Source organism: Xanthomonas sp. NCPPB 901, assembly GCF_056725085.1.
This window is the reverse complement of sequence record NZ_CM161511.1, coordinates 1,634,708-1,653,643: the sequence shown is the minus strand read 5'-3', so window position 1 is coordinate 1,653,643 and position 18,936 is coordinate 1,634,708. Positions and strand designations below refer to the sequence as shown.

General features: G+C 72.0%; 13 protein-coding genes and 1 riboswitch. Of the genes, 8 read left to right on the top strand and 5 right to left on the bottom strand.

The features are described from left to right. Nucleotides 1-39: 39 nt before the first annotated feature. Nucleotides 40-3,609: a hybrid sensor histidine kinase/response regulator gene (locus tag AC1PME_RS06710; RefSeq protein WP_481097683.1), complete on the bottom strand. Its 3,570-nt coding sequence runs from the start codon at nucleotides 3,607-3,609 to the stop codon at nucleotides 40-42. A 231-nt stretch (nucleotides 3,610-3,840) separates the two neighbouring features. Here AC1PME_RS06710 and AC1PME_RS06705 point away from each other — a divergent pair, with 231 nt between their 5' ends. The 3 genes from AC1PME_RS06705 to AC1PME_RS06695 are packed head-to-tail and all read left to right on the top strand — an operon-like array spanning nucleotide 3,841 to nucleotide 5,651. Next, entirely contained in the window at nucleotides 3,841-4,506 is a 666-nt protein-coding gene (locus tag AC1PME_RS06705; protein ID WP_481097682.1) for a YceI family protein, read from the top strand. Further along, complete coding sequence (locus AC1PME_RS06700) at nucleotides 4,503-5,069, top strand: cytochrome b (RefSeq protein ID WP_254460859.1); 567 nt, start codon at nucleotides 4,503-4,505, stop codon at nucleotides 5,067-5,069. The genes AC1PME_RS06705 and AC1PME_RS06700 overlap by 4 nt, the downstream gene beginning before the upstream one ends. A gap of 12 nt (nucleotides 5,070-5,081) precedes the next feature. Further along, complete coding sequence (locus AC1PME_RS06695; RefSeq protein ID WP_254460858.1) at nucleotides 5,082-5,651, top strand: YceI family protein; 570 nt, start codon at nucleotides 5,082-5,084, stop codon at nucleotides 5,649-5,651. Nucleotides 5,652-5,736: 85 nt separating this feature from the next. On the opposite strand, the gene AC1PME_RS06690 is transcribed toward AC1PME_RS06695, so the two are convergent. Beyond that, nucleotides 5,737-5,976 (bottom strand): glutaredoxin family protein, encoded by a 240-nt coding sequence (locus AC1PME_RS06690; RefSeq protein WP_307549401.1) that lies wholly within the window; start codon nucleotides 5,974-5,976, stop codon nucleotides 5,737-5,739. 86 nt (nucleotides 5,977-6,062) lie between these two features. Between AC1PME_RS06690 and AC1PME_RS06685 the strand changes: the two genes are divergently transcribed. The 4 genes from AC1PME_RS06685 (at nucleotide 6,063) to AC1PME_RS06670 (ending at nucleotide 14,231) form a co-directional block, all read left to right on the top strand. Further along, the gene (locus AC1PME_RS06685) at nucleotides 6,063-7,445 is read left to right on the top strand and encodes an L-serine ammonia-lyase (RefSeq protein WP_048490425.1); all 1,383 of its coding nucleotides are present in this window, start codon (nucleotides 6,063-6,065) and stop codon (nucleotides 7,443-7,445) included. A gap of 114 nt (nucleotides 7,446-7,559) precedes the next feature. Continuing rightward, nucleotides 7,560-10,646 (top strand): two-component regulator propeller domain-containing protein, encoded by a 3,087-nt coding sequence (locus tag AC1PME_RS06680; RefSeq protein WP_481097681.1) that lies wholly within the window; start codon nucleotides 7,560-7,562, stop codon nucleotides 10,644-10,646. A 68-nt stretch (nucleotides 10,647-10,714) separates the two neighbouring features. Then, nucleotides 10,715-11,725, top strand: coding sequence for an alpha/beta fold hydrolase (locus AC1PME_RS06675; protein WP_307549395.1), 1,011 nt, complete (start codon nucleotides 10,715-10,717; stop codon nucleotides 11,723-11,725). A gap of 451 nt (nucleotides 11,726-12,176) precedes the next feature. Next, on the top strand, nucleotides 12,177-14,231 hold the full coding sequence (locus AC1PME_RS06670) for a glycosyl hydrolase family 18 protein (RefSeq protein ID WP_481097680.1): 2,055 nt from the start codon (nucleotides 12,177-12,179) through the stop codon (nucleotides 14,229-14,231). Nucleotides 14,232-14,388: 157 nt separating this feature from the next. On the opposite strand, the gene AC1PME_RS06665 is transcribed toward AC1PME_RS06670, so the two are convergent. From AC1PME_RS06665 to metX, 3 genes are read right to left on the bottom strand one after another with little or no spacing between them, the layout of a single operon-like run. Then, nucleotides 14,389-15,438 carry a homoserine dehydrogenase family protein gene (locus tag AC1PME_RS06665; RefSeq protein WP_481098082.1) on the bottom strand — a complete coding sequence of 350 codons (1,050 nt, stop codon included), beginning with the start codon at nucleotides 15,436-15,438 and terminating at the stop codon, nucleotides 14,389-14,391. A gap of 32 nt (nucleotides 15,439-15,470) precedes the next feature. Next, on the bottom strand, nucleotides 15,471-16,688 hold the full coding sequence (locus tag AC1PME_RS06660) for an O-succinylhomoserine (thiol)-lyase (RefSeq protein ID WP_254460852.1): 1,218 nt from the start codon (nucleotides 16,686-16,688) through the stop codon (nucleotides 15,471-15,473). Continuing rightward, nucleotides 16,685-17,722, bottom strand: coding sequence for a homoserine O-succinyltransferase MetX (gene metX, locus AC1PME_RS06655; protein ID WP_307549391.1), 1,038 nt, complete (start codon nucleotides 17,720-17,722; stop codon nucleotides 16,685-16,687). The genes AC1PME_RS06660 and metX overlap by 4 nt, the downstream gene beginning before the upstream one ends. A 70-nt stretch (nucleotides 17,723-17,792) precedes the next feature. Next, nucleotides 17,793-17,911, bottom strand: a riboswitch (SAM riboswitch). 148 nt (nucleotides 17,912-18,059) lie between these two features. On the opposite strand from metX, the gene AC1PME_RS06650 reads away from it, so the two are divergent. Beyond that, entirely contained in the window at nucleotides 18,060-18,887 is an 828-nt protein-coding gene (locus AC1PME_RS06650) for a M23 family metallopeptidase (RefSeq protein ID WP_481097679.1), read from the top strand. Nucleotides 18,888-18,936: the final 49 nt, after the last annotated feature.

The following is an 18,936-nucleotide window of genomic DNA, read 5'->3' as shown; positions in this document are numbered from 1 at the left end:
ATAACCGCCGGCGCTGGCAACCGCGCCGCCTGGGTCGGCTCAGCTGGGCGGCGGCGTGCCGTCCAGTACCGCGTCGATGGCGTCTTCGAGCATCTGCCCGGTGACCGGCTTGCGCACGAATCCGGCGAACCCGGCGGCGCGCGCCGCGGCCTCGGCCTCGCCGTCGGAGCGCGCGGTCACCGCCAGCAGCGGGAAGCCATAGCCCAGCGCGCGCAACTGCCGCGCCAGTGCCAGGCCGTCGAGCGCCGGCAGGTCCAGGTCGAGCAGGCCGATGTCGAAACTGCCCTGGCTGGCCTCAGTCAGCGCCTCCAAACCGTGCGCAGCCCAGGCCACCTGGTGGCCGCGGCCGCGCAGCAGTTCGACCATCACCTGGGCCACGGTCGGTTCGTCCTCGACCAGCAGGATGCGCAGCGCGGTGCGCGCACGCGCGGCCGTCGCCGGCGTCGCCGCGGATTCCTGCGCCGGGCGCCAGCGCAGCGGCAGGCGCACGCGGAAGCGCGCGCCATGCCCGAGCCGGCTCTCGACCTGGATGCGTCCGCCCATCGCCATCGCCAGTTCCTGGCTGATCGCCAGGCCCAGGCCGCTGCCGCCCTGGCGCACCGCGGTGCGCGGGCCGTCGCCCTGTTCGAAGCGCTGGAACAGCCGCGCCTGCTGCTCGGCGCCGATGCCCGGGCCGGTGTCGGTCACCTCGATGCACAGCCCGTGGCCGTCCTGCGTCGGCACGACCTTCAGCCCCACCGAGCCGCTGCTGGTGAACTTGATCGCGTTGCCGAGCAGGTTCAGCAGGATCTGCCGCACCCGCAGCGCATCGCCCTCCACCGTGGTCGGGCCGGGCATGCCGTCGTGCAGATCGAAGCGCAGCCCGCGCGCCTGCGCCAGCGGCGCCATCAGGTTGACCACCTCGGCGATCAGCGCCTGCAGCGCGAACGGTTGCGATTCCAGGCGCAGGCGCCCGGCCTCGATCCGCGCCAGGTCCAACGCGTCGTTGACCAGGTGCAGCAGATGGGTGCCGGCGCGGCGGATCGACTCGGTATAGCCGCGCTGCTTCGGATCCAGCGGCGTGGCCAGCAGCAGCTCGCTCATGCCCAGCACCCCGGTCAGCGGCGTGCGCACCTCGTGGCCGAGCGTGGCCAGGAACCGGGTCTTGGCCAGCGAGGCCTGCTCGGCGAGTTCCTGCTTGTGCAGGGCCAGCTCCCAGGCGTGCTGGCGGCCCAGGCGGCGCCGGTAGGCGCGCAGCGACACCAGCAGCAGCAGGCCGGCCACGGCGAGCAGCCCGACGATGCCCCAGACACTGCGCCACCACGGCGGCTGCACCTGGAACGGCAGGCGCAGCGTCGGCGACCAGGCGCCGTTGCGGGTCCGCGCCTGGATCTCCAGCACGTGCGCGCCGTCGGGCAGCTGCGGCAGGGTGCGTTCGCCGCTGGCGCCGGTGCTGACCCAGTCGCGGTCGTAGCCCGGCAGGCGGAACCGGTAGACGATGTGTTCGGGATCGATGTAGGACAGCAGCCGCACCGCCACGCGCAGGTCGCGGTCGTCCGAGCGCAGGGTGAAGCCGCCTTTGGTCGGCAGCGCCAGCAGGCGCGGGCCGCGCCGCACCTGCACGCTTTCCATGCTCAGCGCCAGCGGCACCGGCACCGGGTCCGGCTGCTGCGTGTCCAGCAGCGCCACGCTGCCGTCGGCGGCCGAGGCCACCAGCACGCCGTCGGCGGTCATCAGCAGGCCGCGCCGCACCAGTTCCTGGCTGCCGAGCCCATCGCGGGTGCCGAACGCGCGCACCGCCGGCGTGCGCCGCGGATCGACCCGGAACAGGCCGCGGCGCATGCCCAGCCAGGCGCGCCCCTGCGGATCGGCGACCAACGCGCTGGACTCGGTGGCCGGCAGTCCCTCGGCCACCGCGTAGCGCTGGCTGCGCTGCCAGTGCGTGCCGGTGCGCCGCCACAGTTCCAGCCCGGACAGCCGGTGCACCCACAGCGTGCGCGCATCGGCGAAGGCGAACGACTGCACTTTTTCGCCAGCCAGTTCCGGCGGCGTGCGGAACTGGCCGGCCGCCTCGTCCCAGTGCTGCAACTGTTCGTCGGCCACCCACGGCGTGCCGTCCGGGGCCATCGCGAACGCGGCGATGTCGGTGCCGGCCAGGCCGTGCTGGCCGCCGGGGATGTTCTGCAGGACGTGGCCATCGCCATCGCGCACCTGCACGCCATAGCCCGGCGCGGCGATCCACAGCCGCTGGCGCGCGTCCAGTTGCAGCCAGGCAAGCGTGCCATCGGGAATTGCATCGGCCTCGCCGGCGGCGCGGGTCCAGCGCTGCAGGTTGCCGCCGTCCAATGGACCGCGCAGCAGCGCGCTGCTGCCGCCGATCCACAACGCCCCGCGCGGGTCGTCCAGCACCGACAGCGTGCGTCCGCTGGGCGCGCCGTTGGCCCAGTGCGGCGCGCTCAGCGTCCCGCTGGTGGTGTCCAGGCGGAACACGCTGGCGCCGGCGCCGAGCAGCCACACCCCGCCGGCGTGCGCCGGCGCCAGGCCGACGTACTGGTCGGCGGGCAGGCCCTGCGCGGTGCCCAGCACCGCCAGGCGACGCCAGTCCGGACGCAGGTAGCCCAGGCCGCGCGTCGGCAGCGGCACCCACAGGCCGCCTTCGCGGTCGCGCAGCACGGTTTCCACCACGCTGGCACCGGACACCGCCGCGCCGCCGGTGTCCACCCGCCGCGCCGGCCCGTCGGCCGGCTTGTGCCACAGGCCCTCGCCATTGCCGAGCCAGTAGCCGCCCGCGCCGTCTTCGGCGATCGCGCTGACCGCGCGGTGCAGGCCGTCGACCCAGTCCGCGCGCAGCCAGCGCCCGGCGCGGTCGCGCCGGAACAGGCCGGTGTTGCCGCTGAACCACAGGCCGTCGCTGAGCGGGGTGATCGACGTGATCACCTGCGCCTTGTCCGGCACGCCGTCGTCGATGCGATACGCACTGACACGCTGGCCGTCGTAGCGCAGCAGGCCCTTGAAGGTGCCGACCCACAGCACCCCGGCATCGTCGAAGGCCAGGGTCAGCACCGCGCTGTCGAGCAGCGCGTCCACGTTCGGATCGCCGGCGCGGATGCGCTGCACCCGGCCATCGCCGCCCAACCGGTACAGGCCGCCGCGGTAGGTGCCGAAGAACACCGCATCGCCACGGCTGGTGATGGCGAACACTTCGTCGCTGCGCATTGCCGGCTGCGTGGCCATGTTGAAGTGGCGGAAGCCGCGCCGGTCGGCGCCGAGCATGCTGAGTCCGCCGCCCTCGCAGGCCACCCAGATGCGGTCGCGCGCGTCGATGTGCATGTCCTGCACGTAGTTGCAGCGCAGCGAGGCCGGATCGGCGGGGTCGTGGCGCCAGACCCGGAACTCGCGGCCGTCGTAGCGGGCCAGGCCGTCGCCGCTGGCGATCCACAGATAGCCGTCGCGGTCCAGCTGCAACCCGGAGATGTCGCTGGACGGCAGCCCCTGCTCGCTGGAGAACACCCGGAAGCGCGGCAGTTGCGGCACGCCGGCGCAGGCGTCGGCGCAGAGGCCGGCCAACGCCAACAGGCATAGCAGCCCCCAGCGGCGCCACGGGCGTGGGGAACGCGGGATGGGGGACATGGACATCGGCTCCGGCAAGGGACGGCGGCGGATGAACACCGGCGCACTGCCGGGGCCGGACGCGCAGGGCGGCCGCTCCGTATGCCGCTCGCCGCGGCAGCGTTCTTATACCCCGCGGCCGCGGAAAAATCACACCCGCCACGGCGTGCAACGAACCGTTACGCGCGGCGGGTACGCAGCTGGCCCGGACTGTGACTAGAATCCGGCGACCTCCCCGTGCGGCCCGGCTCCATGCTCAAACCCCTTCTCGTGGCGCTCCTGCTGGCCTTGCCGGGCGCCGTCCTGGCCGCGCCGGCGCAGTACGCGCTGGACCCGGTGCACACGCGGGTGCTGTTCGCGATCGAGCACGCCGGGTTCTCCAAGGCGCTGGGCACCGTGTCCGGCAGCACCGGCACCCTGGTGTTCGACCCGGACGACTGGCGCAGCGCGCGGCTGCAGGCGCGGGTGCCGTTGCAGCGGCTGGACCTGGGCGACGAGAAATGGAACCGCGCCGCGCTGGCGCACAACCTGCTCGACGGCGCGCGCTACCCCGAGGCGCAGTTCGTTTCCACCCGCATCGAGCCGATCGACGCGCAGCACGCCAAGGTGATCGGGCAACTGACCCTGCACGGCGTCACCCGCGAAGTGACCCTGGACGTGACCCTGAATGCGGTGAAGCGCCATCCGCTGCCGCCGTTCCGCCGCACCGCCGGCTTCTCCGCTACCACCACGCTGCAGCGCGCCGACTTCGGCATCGACGCCTGGCCGTCGGTGATCGGCGGCACCGTGGAGCTGCGCATCGAGGCCGAGGCCACCCGCGAAGGCGGCGCCAAGGCCGAGCCGGATCCGGCACCGGGCGCCGCCCCGGCCCCCCCCACCGACACCACCGCGCCCGCGGCGCAGGACGACACGCCATGAGCGCCCGCAACACCCCCGACCGCTGGGGCAGCGTCAGCCAGACCCTGCACTGGCTGATCGCCGCGCTGATCCTGCTGCTTGGCGTGGTCGGCCTGACCATGGGCGAGCTGCCGAAGACGCCCAAGTATTTCTGGGTCTACACCGCGCACAAGTCGCTGGGCCTGACCGTGCTGGCGCTGGTGATCGTGCGGCTGGGCTGGCGCCTGTACGCCGGCGCGCCCAAGCCGGTGCCGGGCACGCCCGGCTGGCAGGAGCGCATCGCCAGCGCCACCCACGCACTGCTGTACGTGATGATCTTCGCCATCCCGCTGTCCGGCTGGCTGTACGACTCCAGCAGCGGCCTGCGCCCGTTCCGCTGGTTCGGCCTGGTCGCCGTGCCCAAGCTCAGCCCGCCCGACGAGCACCTGCGGCAGCTCTCGCACGCCGTGCACGAATGGGGCTTCTGGCTGCTGATCGCGGTGGTCCTGGCGCATGCCGGCGCCGCCTTCTACCACCACCTGTTCCAACGCGATGCCACCCTGGCGCGGATGCTGCCGCGCGGTTGGCTCACCCCCAAGTCCTGAGGAGCCGTTTCGATGTCGACCCGTTTCGCGTCCCCCGCCGCCGTCGCCGCCAGCCTGGTGGCCCTGCTCGCCGCCGCCCCGGCGGTACAGGCCGCCGACTATGTGCAGGCCCCCGGCTCGACCCTGGTGTTCGCCAGCAAGTACGACGGCGAAGTGTTCACCGGCCAGTTCCCCGGCTTCGACACCAAGCTCAGCTTCGACCCGGCCAACCTGGCCGGCGCCAAGCTCGACGTGACGATCCCGCTGGCCGGTGCCAAGAGCGGCAACAACGACCGCGACTCCACCCTGCAGGGCGCGGATTTCTTCGACGTCGCCAAGTTCGCCACCGCGCACTACCGCGCCGACAAGTTCCGCGCGCTGGGCAACAATCTGTTCGCCGCCGACGGCACCCTGGAGCTGCGCGGCGTGTCCAAGCCGGTGACCCTGACCTTCACCTGGACCCCGGGCGCGCAACCGGTGCTGGCCGGCAAGGCCACGGTCAAGCGCCTGGATTTCGGCGTGGGCGGCGGCGACTGGGCCGACACCAAGACCATCCCCAACGAAACCGCGATCAGCACCAAGGTCGTGTTCAAGGCGAAGTGATTCGCCACAGGCCGCGGCGCGCGGCCGCTGGGCGGCGGATTTCCTCGTCGGGTCCGCCGCTTTTTTTATGCGCGTTATGCGCGACTCAGGCGCGTTCGTCCGAACCAGCCAGCCAGGCGCGCACGCCGGCGGCATCGAACGGCCAGTCCAGTTCGCGCCCGTCGGCGGCGCGCAGCACCGGCACGCGCACGCCGTAGCGCGCCTCCAGGGTCGCCTGGTCATCGATGAAAACGCTTTCCAGGTCGGCCACGCGCGCCTGCGCCAGCACCTGCAGGGCCTGGTCGCACAGATGGCAGTCGTCGCGCTGGTAGAGGGTCAGGGACATGGTCGCGTGCGATGCTGCGCTGCGGACCTGTGCCGCGCGCCGGAAGCATAGAATAGACGGTCTTTCGCCCACCCCTCGGCACGCGCATGGCTGTCAGCACCTTCGACCTGTTCAAGATCGGCATCGGGCCGAGCTCCTCGCACACCGTGGGGCCGATGCGCGCCGCCGAGCGCTTCGTGCACCGCTGGCTGTTCGACCAGGGCCGCCTGCAGGACGTGGTGCGGGTGCGTGCCGAAGTGTTCGGCTCGCTGGCCCTGACCGGGCGCGGCCACGGCACCGACAAGGCGGTGCTGCTGGGCTTGGAAGGCCAGCGCCCAAACCTGATCGACCCGGACATCATTCCCGGCGCGCTGGAGCGCATTCGCGGCAGCAAGCGCATCAACCTGCTCGGCCAGCACGAGATCGCCTTCGACGAGAAGCGCGACCTGGCGATGAACAAGCGGCAGAAGCTGCCGTACCACACCAACGGCATGCGCTTCACCGCCTACGCCGCCAACGACGAAGTGATCGCCACGCGCGACTACTACTCGGTCGGCGGCGGCTTCGTGGTCAACCAGGACGATGCGGCCGACGACCGCATCGTCGCCGACGAGACGCCGCTGCCCTATCCGTTCAAGAGCGGCGACGAGCTGCTGGCGCAGGCCGCGCGCAGCGGCCTGAGCATCGCCGCGCTGATGTTCGAGAACGAGAAGTGCTGGCGCAGCGAGGACGAGATCCGCGCCGGCCTGCGCGAAATCTGGGGGGCGATGCAGGCCTGCGTGACGCGCGGCATCCGCGAGGAAGGCACCCTGCCCGGCGGCCTGCACGTGTCGCGGCGCGCGCCGGCGCTGTACCGCGAGCTGTCGTCCAAGCCGGAGGCGGCGATGCGCGATCCGCTGACCACGCTGGACTGGGTCAACCTGTACGCGCTGGCGGTCAACGAAGAGAACGCCGCCGGCGGCCGCGTGGTCACCGCGCCCACCAACGGCGCGGCCGGCATCATTCCGGCGGTGCTGCACTACTTCGACCGGTTCTGCCCCGGCGCCGACGAACAGCGCGTGTTCGACTTCCTGCTCACCGCCGCGGCGATCGGCATCCTGTACAAGGAAAACGCCTCGATCTCCGGCGCAGAAGTGGGCTGCCAGGGCGAGGTCGGCGTGGCCTGCTCGATGGCCGCCGGCGGCCTGGTCGCCGCGCTCGGCGGCAAGCCGGGACAGATCGAGAACGCCGCCGAGATCGGCATGGAGCACAACCTCGGCCTGACCTGCGACCCGATCGGCGGCCTGGTGCAGATCCCGTGCATCGAGCGCAACGCGATGGGCGCGGTCAAGGCGATCAACGCCAGCCGCATGGCGATGCGCGGCGACGGCAAGCACAAGGTGTCGCTGGACAAGGTGATCCGCACCATGCGCGACACCGGCCGCGACATGCAGGACAAGTACAAGGAAACCAGCCGCGGCGGGCTGGCGGTGAACGTGATCGAGTGCTGAGCCACCACCATGGACGCTGGCCCAGGTAATCACCAGCGTCCTCGCTGCCGCGCGCATCAAGATCCGCGCGGCGATGCCGCTAACGATAGCGACGTCAGCCGATCCGGCATTGGCATGCTCTTGCGGTTCCCACACGCCTCCTGGCGCCTGCTGGCGCTACAGCTGACCATGCTCTCGACAGCGTGGAGCGCGTGTGTGCCGCAGGCGCGGGCGCTGCAGCCGGACAAGCAGTTCAATCACTACGAGCGCGAAGGCTGGGGCCTGGACCAGGGCCTGCCGCAGCTGAGCGTGCAGGCGTTCGCGCAAGACCGCCTGGGCTATCTGTGGATCGGCACGATGGGCGGGTTGACCCGCTTCGACGGCGTGCGCATGACCTCGTTCAACGAGGGCGCGCCGGCGCACCTGCCCGGCAATCTGATCAAGGCGCTGCACGTGGACCCCACCGGCACGCTGTGGATCGGCACCTACCGCGGCCTGTCGCGCTACCGCGATGGACGCTTCGCCACGCTGCTGCCGCAGGATCCGCAGGCGCCGCTGCTCAACATCGAGGCGATCGCGACCGATGCGCGCGGCACCGTGCTGGTCGCGGCGCAGGATGGCGTGTACGCAGTGCAAGGCGATCACCTGCAGCTGCGCCACCGCATCGCCGGCGGCGCCAACGCGTTGTTGCCGCGTGCCGACGCGCTGTGGGTGGGGACGCATGGCGCGGTGCTGCGCATCGTCGCCGGCCAGGACGCCCCGGTGGCGCTGCCCTTGCCGCCGGACGCGGGCGCGGCGCCGGTGCAGCACCTGGTGGAGGCGCAAGGCACGATCTGGGCCGGCACCCGCGGCGGCCTGCTGTTGCGCCGCGACGGACGCTGGCAATGGCTGGCCGATGCCACCGGTACGAGCCGGCGCGCGGTGCAGGCCCTGTTCGAGGACAGCGACCGCAACCTGTGGGTGGGACAGCCCGGCGCGCTGCTGCGCGTGCGCGATGGCGCGGTCGTCGAGCGCACCCCCGAGAGCAAGCCGAACGTCGGCGTCAACGCCATCTTCGAGGACCGCGAGCGCAACCTGTGGCTGGGCAGCAACTGGAACGGCGCGAGCCGGCTGTGGAACGGCTGGACCCGCCGCTACAGCACCCACGAAGGACTGGACGACGCGCTGGTATGGACCCTGGCGCGCGATCCGGACGGATCGCTGTGGGTCGGCACCGACAGCGGCCTGTCGCAGTTGCGCGATGGCCGTTATCAGCAGCGCCTGAGTCTGGCGCAGTTGCACAACGAGGCGCCCTACACCTTGCTGGCCGAACCCGGACAGCTGTGGATCGGCACCCGCCACGGCGCCGCCCTGTACCGCGACGGCCGGCTCGGCCAACCGGCCTGGCTTGCGCCGCTGCGCGAGCTGCAAATCAGCGGCATCGCCCGCGATCGCGCGCAGCGGCTGTGGTTCGCCAGCGACGACGGCCTGTTCCGCAGCGACGGCGCGCGGCTGCGCCGCTACGGCACCGCCGACGGCCTGCGCGATCCGCGCGTGCGCCTGGTCCACGAGACCCGCGACGGCCGCCTGCTGGTCGGCACCCAAGCGGGCCTGTACGAACTGCGCGGCGAACGCCTGGTCGCCCTGGCCGCACCCGGCTCGGCGCTGGCCAGCGCCGACGTCACCGCGATCCACGAACTGCCCGACGGGCAATGGCTGGTCGGCACCCTCAGCGAACAGCTGTGGCTGTTCGACGGCACGCACTGGTCTGCGTTCGGCGAGCAGGACGGGCTGCCGGTGAACGCCGCCTTCTTCATCGCCGACGACGGCCGCGGCGGGATCTGGGTGGCCGGCCTGCGCGGGGTCTACCGCGTACGCCTGGCCAACCTGCAGCGCCACGCAATGGCGCCGCAGGCACCGCTGAACGCGGAACTGATGCTCACCGAGCGTGCGCAGCGCCACGGCGGCGTGCAGGGCATGTGCTGCAACGGCGCCGGCAACGGCAAGGGCTTCATCGAGCACGGCGCGCTGTGGCTGCCCAGCCGCGACGGCGTGGTCGCGCTGGACACCGCCGGGATCGTCAAGAATCCGGTGGCGCCGCAGCCGGTGGTGGAGCGGGTACGCGCGCTGGGCCAGTGGCTGACCCCGCAGGCGCTGCCCAGGCCGCTGCCCGAAGGCGCGCGCGACCTCGACTTCGAGTTCACCGCCGCCTCGTTCCAGGCGCCGCAGAACGTCGAACTGCGCTACCGGCTGCTCGGCTACGACCGCAACTGGCGCACCCTCGACGACATCCGCCAGCGCGCGGTCAGCTACACCAACCTGCCCGGCGGCGACTACGTGTTCGAGGTCACCGGCAGCAACAACGCCGGCGTCTGGGCGGCGGCGCCGGCGCGGCTGCCGCTGCGGATCCAGTTGCACTTCCAGGAGACGGCGCCTTACAAGCTGCTGCTGGCGCTGGGCGCCCTGGCCCTGCTGCTGATCGTCGTGGGCCTGGCGCGGCTGCGCAACCGGCGCCAGCGCGACGCCCTGGAGCGCCAGGTGCGCGAACGCACCCAGGCGCTGCAGGCGGCCAATCAGCGCCTGCAGGAGGCCAGCTTCACCGACGAGCTGACCCAGTTGCGCAACCGCCGCTACCTGTCGCTGCACATTCCCAGCGACATCGCCCTGTACCGGCGCATGGCCGCCAACGACGAGGACATGCTGTCCTCGGGCATGCTGTTCGCGCTGATCGACATCGACCATTTCAAGTCGATCAACGACAGCGGCGGCCACCACACCGGCGACGCGGTGCTGCAGCAGATGGCGCAGTTGCTGGTGCGGCTGACCCGCGAAAGCGACTACGTGGTGCGCTGGGGCGGCGAGGAATTCCTGCTGGTGCTGCGCTCGGCGCCGCGCGAGAACCTGACCGTGGCCGCCGAACGGTTGTGCCGCTCGGTGGCCGCGCACCCGTTCGTGCTCGACCACGGCCGCCAGGGCCGGGTCACCTGCTCGATCGGGCTGGCAGAATTCCCGTTCGTGCACGACCCCGACAACCTGCTCGGCTGGGAACAACTGCTGGTCCTGGCCGACCGCGCGCTGTACCAGGCCAAGGCCAAGGGCCGCAACGGCTGGGCGGCATACCGGCCGGTGCTCGGCGCGCAGGCCGAGCAGGTGCTGGCGGCGCTGCACGAGCCGCTGGCGCAGATGCAGCACCACGCCTGCCTGACCCTGGTGCACAGCGGCGGCGGCCTGCCGCCGGGGTGATGCGTTGACGCTTCGCAAGCACGGACCGGGCTAAGGTCGTGGTCCATCACGCCTACCGTCCCGCTCCCATGCGCCATTGCCTGCTGCTCGCCGCCCTCGCCCTGTCGCCGCTCGCCTCCGCCACGGCCGCGGACCCACCGCCGCGCTACGGCGCGCAACTGGAAGGCTTCGCCTATCCCTATCCGGTGCATTGGTACCGCTTCGAGTCGCAGCGCCAGCCGCTGCAGATGGCATACATGGACGTGGCCCCGACCGGCACGCCGAACGGCCGCACGGTGGTGCTGCTGCACGGCAAGAACTTCTGCGCGGCGACCTGGGAATCGACGATCGCCGCGCTGGTCGCGCAAGGCTACCGGGTACTGGCGCCGGACCAGATCGGCTTCTGCAAGTCGAGCAAGCCGCAGGCCTACCAGTTCTCCTTCGCGCAACTGGCGGCCAACACCCACGCATTGCTGCAGCAGGCCGGGGTGAGCCGCGCGGCGATCGTCGGCCATTCGATGGGCGGCATGCTCGCCGCCCACTACGCGCTGCAATACCCGCAGGACGTGAGCCAGCTGCTGCTGGTGAACCCGCTCGGGCTGGAGGACTGGAAGGCCGCCGGCGTGCCCTGGCGCAGCGTCGACGACTGGTACGCCAAGGAGCGCAAGACCGACGCGGCCTCGATCAAGCAGTACCAGCAAACCGTCTACTACGGCGGCCAGTGGAAGCCCGAGTACGACCGTTGGGTGAGCATGCAGGCCGGCCTGTACGCCGGCCCTGGCGGCGATCGCGTGGCCTGGAACCAGGCGCTGACCTCGGACATGGTGTTCAACCAGCCGGTCGTCCAGCGCTTGCCGCAACTGCGCGTGCCGACCACGTTGTTCATCGGCCAGCGCGACCGCACCGCGATCGGCAAGGATCTGGCGCCGCCGGCGCTGGCGGCGACCCTGGGCGACTACCCGGCGCTGGGCAAACGCGCGGCCGCGGCGATTCCCGGCGCGCGCCTGGTCGCGTTCGACGATCTGGGCCATTCGCCGCAGGTGGAAGCGCCGCAACGGTTCAACACGGCCCTGCTCGAGGCGCTGGCCACCGCCCCCTGAGCGCGCCACGCCGGCGGCTACGGCCCCCACCCCTCGCCGCGGCGCGCGCGCTTTGCCGCAAGACCGGACCGACGGTCGCCGCGGCGCCGACCACGATCACGACGGCGACCGAACGCTACGGCACAGCCTGCGGCGCGGCGTGGCGCCGGCACGCCCCCTGTGCCGGGCACTTCCGCACGGCGCCGTCGTCGCCATTGCGCTGCAGCATCCTGGCTTGCCATGAAAACGTTGTCATCGCTGCAATCCTGGATCGGTCTCGCATTCGCCGGAATTGTCGGTTGACAACGTTGTCTCCTGACGCGAACCCTGCGCCTGCCCGGCCTGTGCACACCGCCAAGCGATGTCGGCGCCACGCGTCCCCAGCGTCCCGGGTGATCGGATCCAAGGAGAACCAGACAGCGGCCAACCGCCGCTCCTCAGTCGCGCTACCTACCGCATCGGAGGCGTCACCATGCACACGAAATCCGCTGGATCGTGGTTGCTGTTCTGTTGTCTCGTCCTGGCCGGCCTCGCGCCCGGCCGAGCCTGGGCCGCCGCCTGCAGCGGGGTCGCTGCCTGGAATCCGGCCACCGTCTACGCCGCCGGCGACACCCTGACCTACGCCGGCCACCTGTACCGCGCCAACGCTCCGATCTGGAACACCGCACCGACCTACTGCACCAGTTGCGGCTGGTATCAGGACCTTGGCACCTGCGACGGCAGTTCCGCCAACCAGCCGCCGAGCGTGGCCCTGACCGCGCCCACCGCCGGCACCCGCTTCGTGGTCGGCAACACCATCACCCTGCAGGCCTCGGCCAGCGATGCCGACGGCAGCGTCGCGCGGGTCGAATTCTTCCGCGGCGACACCTCGCTGGGCAGCGTGGGCGGCGCGCCGTACACGCTGGCCTGGAGCGGCGCGGCCGCCGGCGACTACCGCCTGACCGCCGTGGCCACCGACAACGCCGGCGCCCACACCACCTCGGCCGCTGTCGCGATCAGCGTGGCGGCGGCGACGTCGAACGACACCACCGCCCCGAGCGTGCCGACCGGCCTGGCCGCGGCCACGCGCGCCAGCAACGCCATCACCCTGAGCTGGAACGCCGCCGCCGACAACGCCGGCGGCAGCGGCCTGGCCGGCTACGACATCCTCCGCGACGGCAAGCGCGTGGGCACTTCCACCACCACCGGCTACACCGATTCGGCACTGACCGCCGACACCGCGTACGCCTACGCGGTCCGCGCCCGCGACAACGCCGGCAACGTCTCGGCCAGCAGCGCCACCTTGAGCGTGCGCACCCTGCCGGCCAGCACCGGCGGCGGCAAGCGCGTGATCGGCTACTTCACCCAGTGGGGCATCTATGGGCGCAATTACCAAGTGCGCGACATCCAGGCCAGCGGCGCGGCCGGCTACCTGACCCACCTCAACTACGCCTTCGGCAACGTCCGCAACAACCGTTGCGAAGTCGGCGTCACCCAGCCGTCGGACAGCAGCACCGGCGCCGGCGGCGACGCCTTCGCCGACTACACCAAGGCGTTCTCCGCCGCGCAGAGCGTGGACGGCGTGGGCGACACCTGGGACCAGCCGCTGCGCGGCAACTGGAACCAGCTGAAGAAGCTCAAGGCCGCGCATCCGGGCTTGAAGGTGCTGATCTCGCTGGGCGGCTGGACCTGGTCGCGCGGCTTCTCCAGCGCCGCGCGCGCCGAGAACCGCCAGGCCTTCGTCGCCTCGTGCATCGATGCCTACATCCGCGGCAACCTGCCGGTCACCGATGGCGCCGGCGGCAGCGCGGCCGCGGCCGGCGTGTTCGACGGCATCGACATCGACTGGGAGTATCCGGTGGCTTGCGGCATCGCCTGCGGCAGCGCCGAGGACCGGCAGAACTTCACCGCGCTGCTGGCCGAGTTCCGCCGCCAGCTCGACCAGGTGCGGCCGGGGCTGCTGCTGACCGTGGCGGTCGGCGCCGGCATCGACAAGATCCGCGTCACCGACCCGAACCTGTACGCGCCGTACCTGGACTACCTCAACGTGATGACCTACGACTTCCACGGCGCCTGGGATCCGCAGACCAATCATCACTCCGCGCTGTTCGAGTCCTCCGCCGATCCGTCCAGCGGCGACCAGCGCTACTACAACAGCAACGACGCCATCCAGGCCTTCCTCGACCGCGGCGTGCCCGCCGCCAAGCTCAACCTCGGCATCGGCTTCTACGGGCGCGGCTGGACCAACGTGCCCAACGTCGACCACGGCCTGTACCAGAGCGGCAACGCCGCGCCGGGCACCTACGAGGCGGAGATCGAGGACTACAAGGTGCTGCGCGGCCGCGCCGGCAGCAGCTACGTCGATGCGCAGGCGCACGCGCACTGGAAGTACGACGGCAGCACCTTCTGGAGCTACGACAACCCGGCGCTGGTCACCGAGAAGATGAACTACGTCAAGACCCAGGGCCTGGGCGGCGCGTTCTTCTGGGAGTTCAGCGGCGACTACCAGGGCGAGTTGCTGAAGACCATGGGTCAGGGGCTGCAATGAGTTGAGGTGCCGGCCGCCGCGCTGCGCGCGACGGCCGCACCGCGTGACCCGCACGCATCGACGTGCGGGCCGCGTTGCCCCCACGCTGACTGCCAGTCGGTATCACCCCGGCCCGAACCGCGAGGCCCGCACCTGATGCGGGCCTCGCTTGCGTCGCTCAGCGCACCGCGATCCGCAGCACGTCGTCGAGCAAGGCCGCCGCGGTGACATCGGCACCGGCGCCCGGTCCCTGGATCAGCAGCGGTTGCTGCAGATAGCGGTCGCTGTGGATGGCGACGCGATTGTCGGTGCCGGCACCGCTGGCCAGCGGATGCGTCGGCGGCAGCGCACGCAGGCCCACCGAGGCGCCGTGCGCATCGAAGCGGCCGACGAAGCGCAGGCAGGCGCCTTCGGCCTGCGCCTGCGCCAGGCGCGCCGCCAGCGGCGCGTCCATTTGTCCCAACGCGGCATCCAGCTGCGCCAGCGGCACCGCGGCCAGGTCGGCCGGCACCAGCGACGCCACCTGCACCTGTTCGGCGCGCAGCGGCAGGCCGGCGGCGCGGGCCAGGATCAGCAGCTTGCGCCGCACGTCCTCGCCGGACAGGTCCTCGCGCGGATCGGGTTCGGTGTAGCCGGCGGCCGCGGCCTCGCGCACGCAGTCGGAAAAGGAACGACGGCCGTCGTAGCGATGCAGCAACCAGGCCAGCGACCCGGACAGCACGCCTTCCACCGCGTGGATGTGGTCGCCGCCGGCCACCAGCGCGCGCAGGCTGCTCAGCAACGGCAGCCCGGCGCCGACCGTGGCGCTGTCGCCGTAGTGGGTGCTGGTCGCATGCCGCGCGGCATGGATCTGTTCGGCACGCGCCAGCGCGGCGCCCTGGCCGAGCTTGTTGGCGGTGACCACGTGCACGCCGCGCCGCAGCCACTCGGCATGGCGCTGCGCCACCGCCTCGCTGGCGGTGGCGTCGACCACGATGTCGCCCTGGCCCAGGTCGTCCGGCAGCGTCACCGCCTGCGCTGCGCGCGGGGCGGCATTGGCCGTGGCCAGCGCCTGCGCCGGTGTCAACGTGCAGGCGGCGACGGTGCGCGAATTGGCCAGCCAGGCGAAGGTCGGCAACCCGGGGCGGCGCTGCTGCAGCGCCTGGTAGCGCGCGACGAAGGCGCGGCCGACGGTGCCGGTGCCGAGCAGGCCCAGCCGCGGGGTTGCCGCGACGGGCGCGGTGCGCAGCGGCGCCGCCGGCGCAGCGGCCAGGCCGCTGCTCACGCGTCCACCCGTTTGCGTGCCAGCGCCTCGCCAGCGCGCTGGGCGCGCTGCAGGCCGGCCTGCAGGTCGGCGATCAGGTCCGCGCTGGATTCGATGCCCACCGACAGGCGCAGCAGGCCATCGGAAATGCCGGCCTTGGCGCGCGCTTCGGCGGTCATCGCCGCATGCGTCATCGTCGCCGGATGCGCGATCAGGCTCTCCACGCCGCCCAGCGATTCGGCCAGGGTGAAGTAGCGCAGGCCATCGACGAAGGCGCGCACCTCGGCCTCGCCGCCGGCCAGTTCGAAGCTGATCATCGCGCCGAAGCCGCGCTGCTGCCGCGCCGCCACCGCGTGGCCCGGATGCGAGGCCAGGCCGGGGTAGTACACCTGGCGCACCGCGGCGTGCGTGGTCAGCAGCTCCACCACCGCCTGCGCGTTCTCCTGGTGCGCGCGCAGGCGCGCGTCCAGCGTGCGCAGGCCGCGCAGGGTCAGGAACGCATCGAACGGCGAGCCGGTCAGGCCCAGCGCGTTGGCCCACCACACCAGCTGCTGGTGCAGCTCGGCATCGGCGGCGATCACCGCGCCGCCGACCACGTCGCTGTGGCCGTTGACGTACTTGGTGGTGGAGTGGATCACCAGGTCCGCGCCGAAGGCGATCGGGGTCTGCAGCGCCGGCGACAGGAAGGTGTTGTCGACCACCGCCAGCGCGCCGGCCTTGTGCGTGGCGTCGATGACGAAGCGCAGGTCGGTGATGCGCAGTAGCGGGTTGGACGGGGTCTCGATCAGCACCAGCTTCGGCGCCTGCGCCAGCGCATCGGCCAGCGAGCGCGGATCGGTCAGGTCGGCGGTGATCAGTTCGAAGTGGCCCTTCTTGGCCAGCGCGTTGAACAGCCGCCAGCTGCCGCCGTACGCATCGTGCGGCACCACCAGCTTGTCGCCGGGCTGCAGCAGCGCGTTGAGCACCAGGTTGATCGCGCCCATGCCGGTGGCGGTGATCACGCCGCCGGCGCCGCCCTCCAGTTCCGCCAGCGCTTCGCCGAGCAGGTCGCGGGTCGGATTGCCGCTGCGGGTGTAGTCGTACTGGCGCTTGTTGCCGAAGCCGTCGAAGCTGAAGTTCGACGACAGCACGATCGGCGGGGTCACCGCGCCGTAGGCGGTGTCGCGGTCGATGCCGGCACGGACCGCGGCGGTGGCGGTGCTACAGGGCAGATCGGTGTCGTGGGCAGTGCTCATGCGGCAACTCCGGTGGGGCGAAGGGCGGTGGCGAGAATCGCGTCGATGCGATCGGTTTCTTTCAGGAAGGCGTCATGGCCATAGGGCGAACGCAGCACGCGCAGGCTGCCGCGCGGGCCCAGGCCTTCGACCAGGGTCACCAGGTCGGACAGCGGCACCAGGCGGTCGCCTTCGACCGCCACCACCACCGTGGGCACGGCGACGGCGGCCGGATCGATGCGGTGCAGGTCGATGGATTCGGACAGGCGCAGGTAGGCGTTGACCTGGGTGCGCGCCACGTACTGCGCGCCGGCGGCGTCCAGGTAGTCTTCGGCGGCGACGCGGACGCGGCCGTTGATCACTTCCGGCGCGGCGTCGAAGCGCTCGCCGAATTCCTCGGGGGTGCGGTAGCTGAGCATCGCGAACTGCCGCGCCAGCGACAGCCCGTGGCTTTCGGCGCACTGCAGCTGGCCCAACGCCACCGCACGGCGCTGCAGCGCGCGCCAGGCCGCGGCATACGGATGCGCGCGGTGTGCGCCGCTGACCGCGATCAGCTTCTGCAGGCGCTGCGGATGCCGCACCGCCAGCTGCAGGCCGACCAGCGCGCCGTAGGAGTAGCCGACGAAACCCCGCAGTTGCGGGATGTCCAGCGCGTCCAGCAGCGCGGCGATGGCGTCGGCCTGGTCGGCGCTGTCGATCGGCGCGTCCAGGCTGCCGTCGGCGCCGACGAAGTCGAATGCCAGCAGCCGCCGCTGGGTCGGGTCCAGCGCGCGGCCCGGGGCGACCAGGTCTTCGGCCCAGCCCTTTTCGGTAAAGGTGGCGTTGGCGGCGAGGTGGCGGTGCGCGGAGATGCCGCCGGCGACGAACACCACCGGCGCGCCCGCGGGACCGCTCAACTCGTAGCGCAGGCGCAGCAGTTGCACGCCGGCGTGGCGCAGCGGCAGCGCGACCGCGATCTCGCCACGCATCGCGTGCACGCCGTCGGCCGGCGCGGCAACGCGGTCGTGGGACGGAATGGCGGAGGTGGGGCGATCAGGCGAGTTCACGAGGCGCATGGCGGTATCCAGGGAGGAACGGCCATCGAGCTTCGCGGAGCTCGCGTTCGCCATGCGGAGGGCATGGATCGAACCATCTTTCGGCGGACGCGTGGGTCCCCGCAGGATTTGGCACCGACACGGGCGCTTGCGCGTCCGCTGGCTGCCCCGGCATCAAAGGGCCTGTCCCTCCGCCGGTCTCGATGGTGACGCCACGATGCCAGCGATTTTCGCCGGTGTCAATCTCTTTATTCGGATGAAGCGATATGACTTTTCGATCTCCGGCCTCGGCCATACTCCGTTTCCCCCATCACCTCCCGCATCCGTGCGCCGACGCCGCCCCCGCCGCTGGCTTGCCATGGTCCTGTCGCTGGCGGCGGCCAGCGCGTCCGCGCAGCCGTTGCTGCGCTGGAATGCCCCGCCGCCCGTGCCGCAACCGCCCCCGGCCTGGCTGCAGGTGATGCCACGCGACGGCGGCGTGCGCGAGATCGCGCTGGGCAATCCGCTGGGCGGCCCGGTGCAGATCCGCCTGCTGGGCGACAGCGCCGGCTTCACCGCGGTGCCCGCACTGCCGCTGACCGTGGAGCTGGCCGCCGGCGAACGCCGCGTGGTCGCTCGCCTGTATCCGCCCGGCGACCTGGCCGAGACCGGCGGCGACGGCGCCCGGCTGCACATCGCGGCGGTGCCCGGTTCGCCGCGCGCCCATGCCGACGCGGTGCTGTACGCCCTCCCCTTCGCCGATCGCCCGGTGCGCATCGATCAAGGCTTCGGCGGTGCGTTCAGTCACCGCGATCCGGCCAACGCCTACGCCCTGGACTTCGCCCTGCCCGAAGGCACGCCGGTGCTGGCCGCACGCGAGGGCGTGGTGATGGAGGTGCGCGACGACTTCCGCGAGTCCGGCACCGACCCGCGCCTGGGCCAGGCCGCCAACCTGGTGCGGGTGCTGCACGCCGACGGCAGCATGGCGATCTACGCGCACCTGGCCGCCGGCGGCGTGCAGGTGCGGGTCGGCCAGGCGGTGCGGCGCGGCGAGCGCCTCGGCCTGTCCGGCAACACCGGCCTGAGCAGCGGCCCACACCTGCATTTCGCGCTGCAGCTCAACCGCGGCCTGCGCCTGGAGTCGGTGCCGTTCCGGATGGCCGGCCCGTTGGGCGAACTGCACTTCCCCCGTCCCGACCCGCCCTGAGCCGCCGCCGGCACGCCGTTCGTCGGCAGACGCCTTGACATCCGCCAAG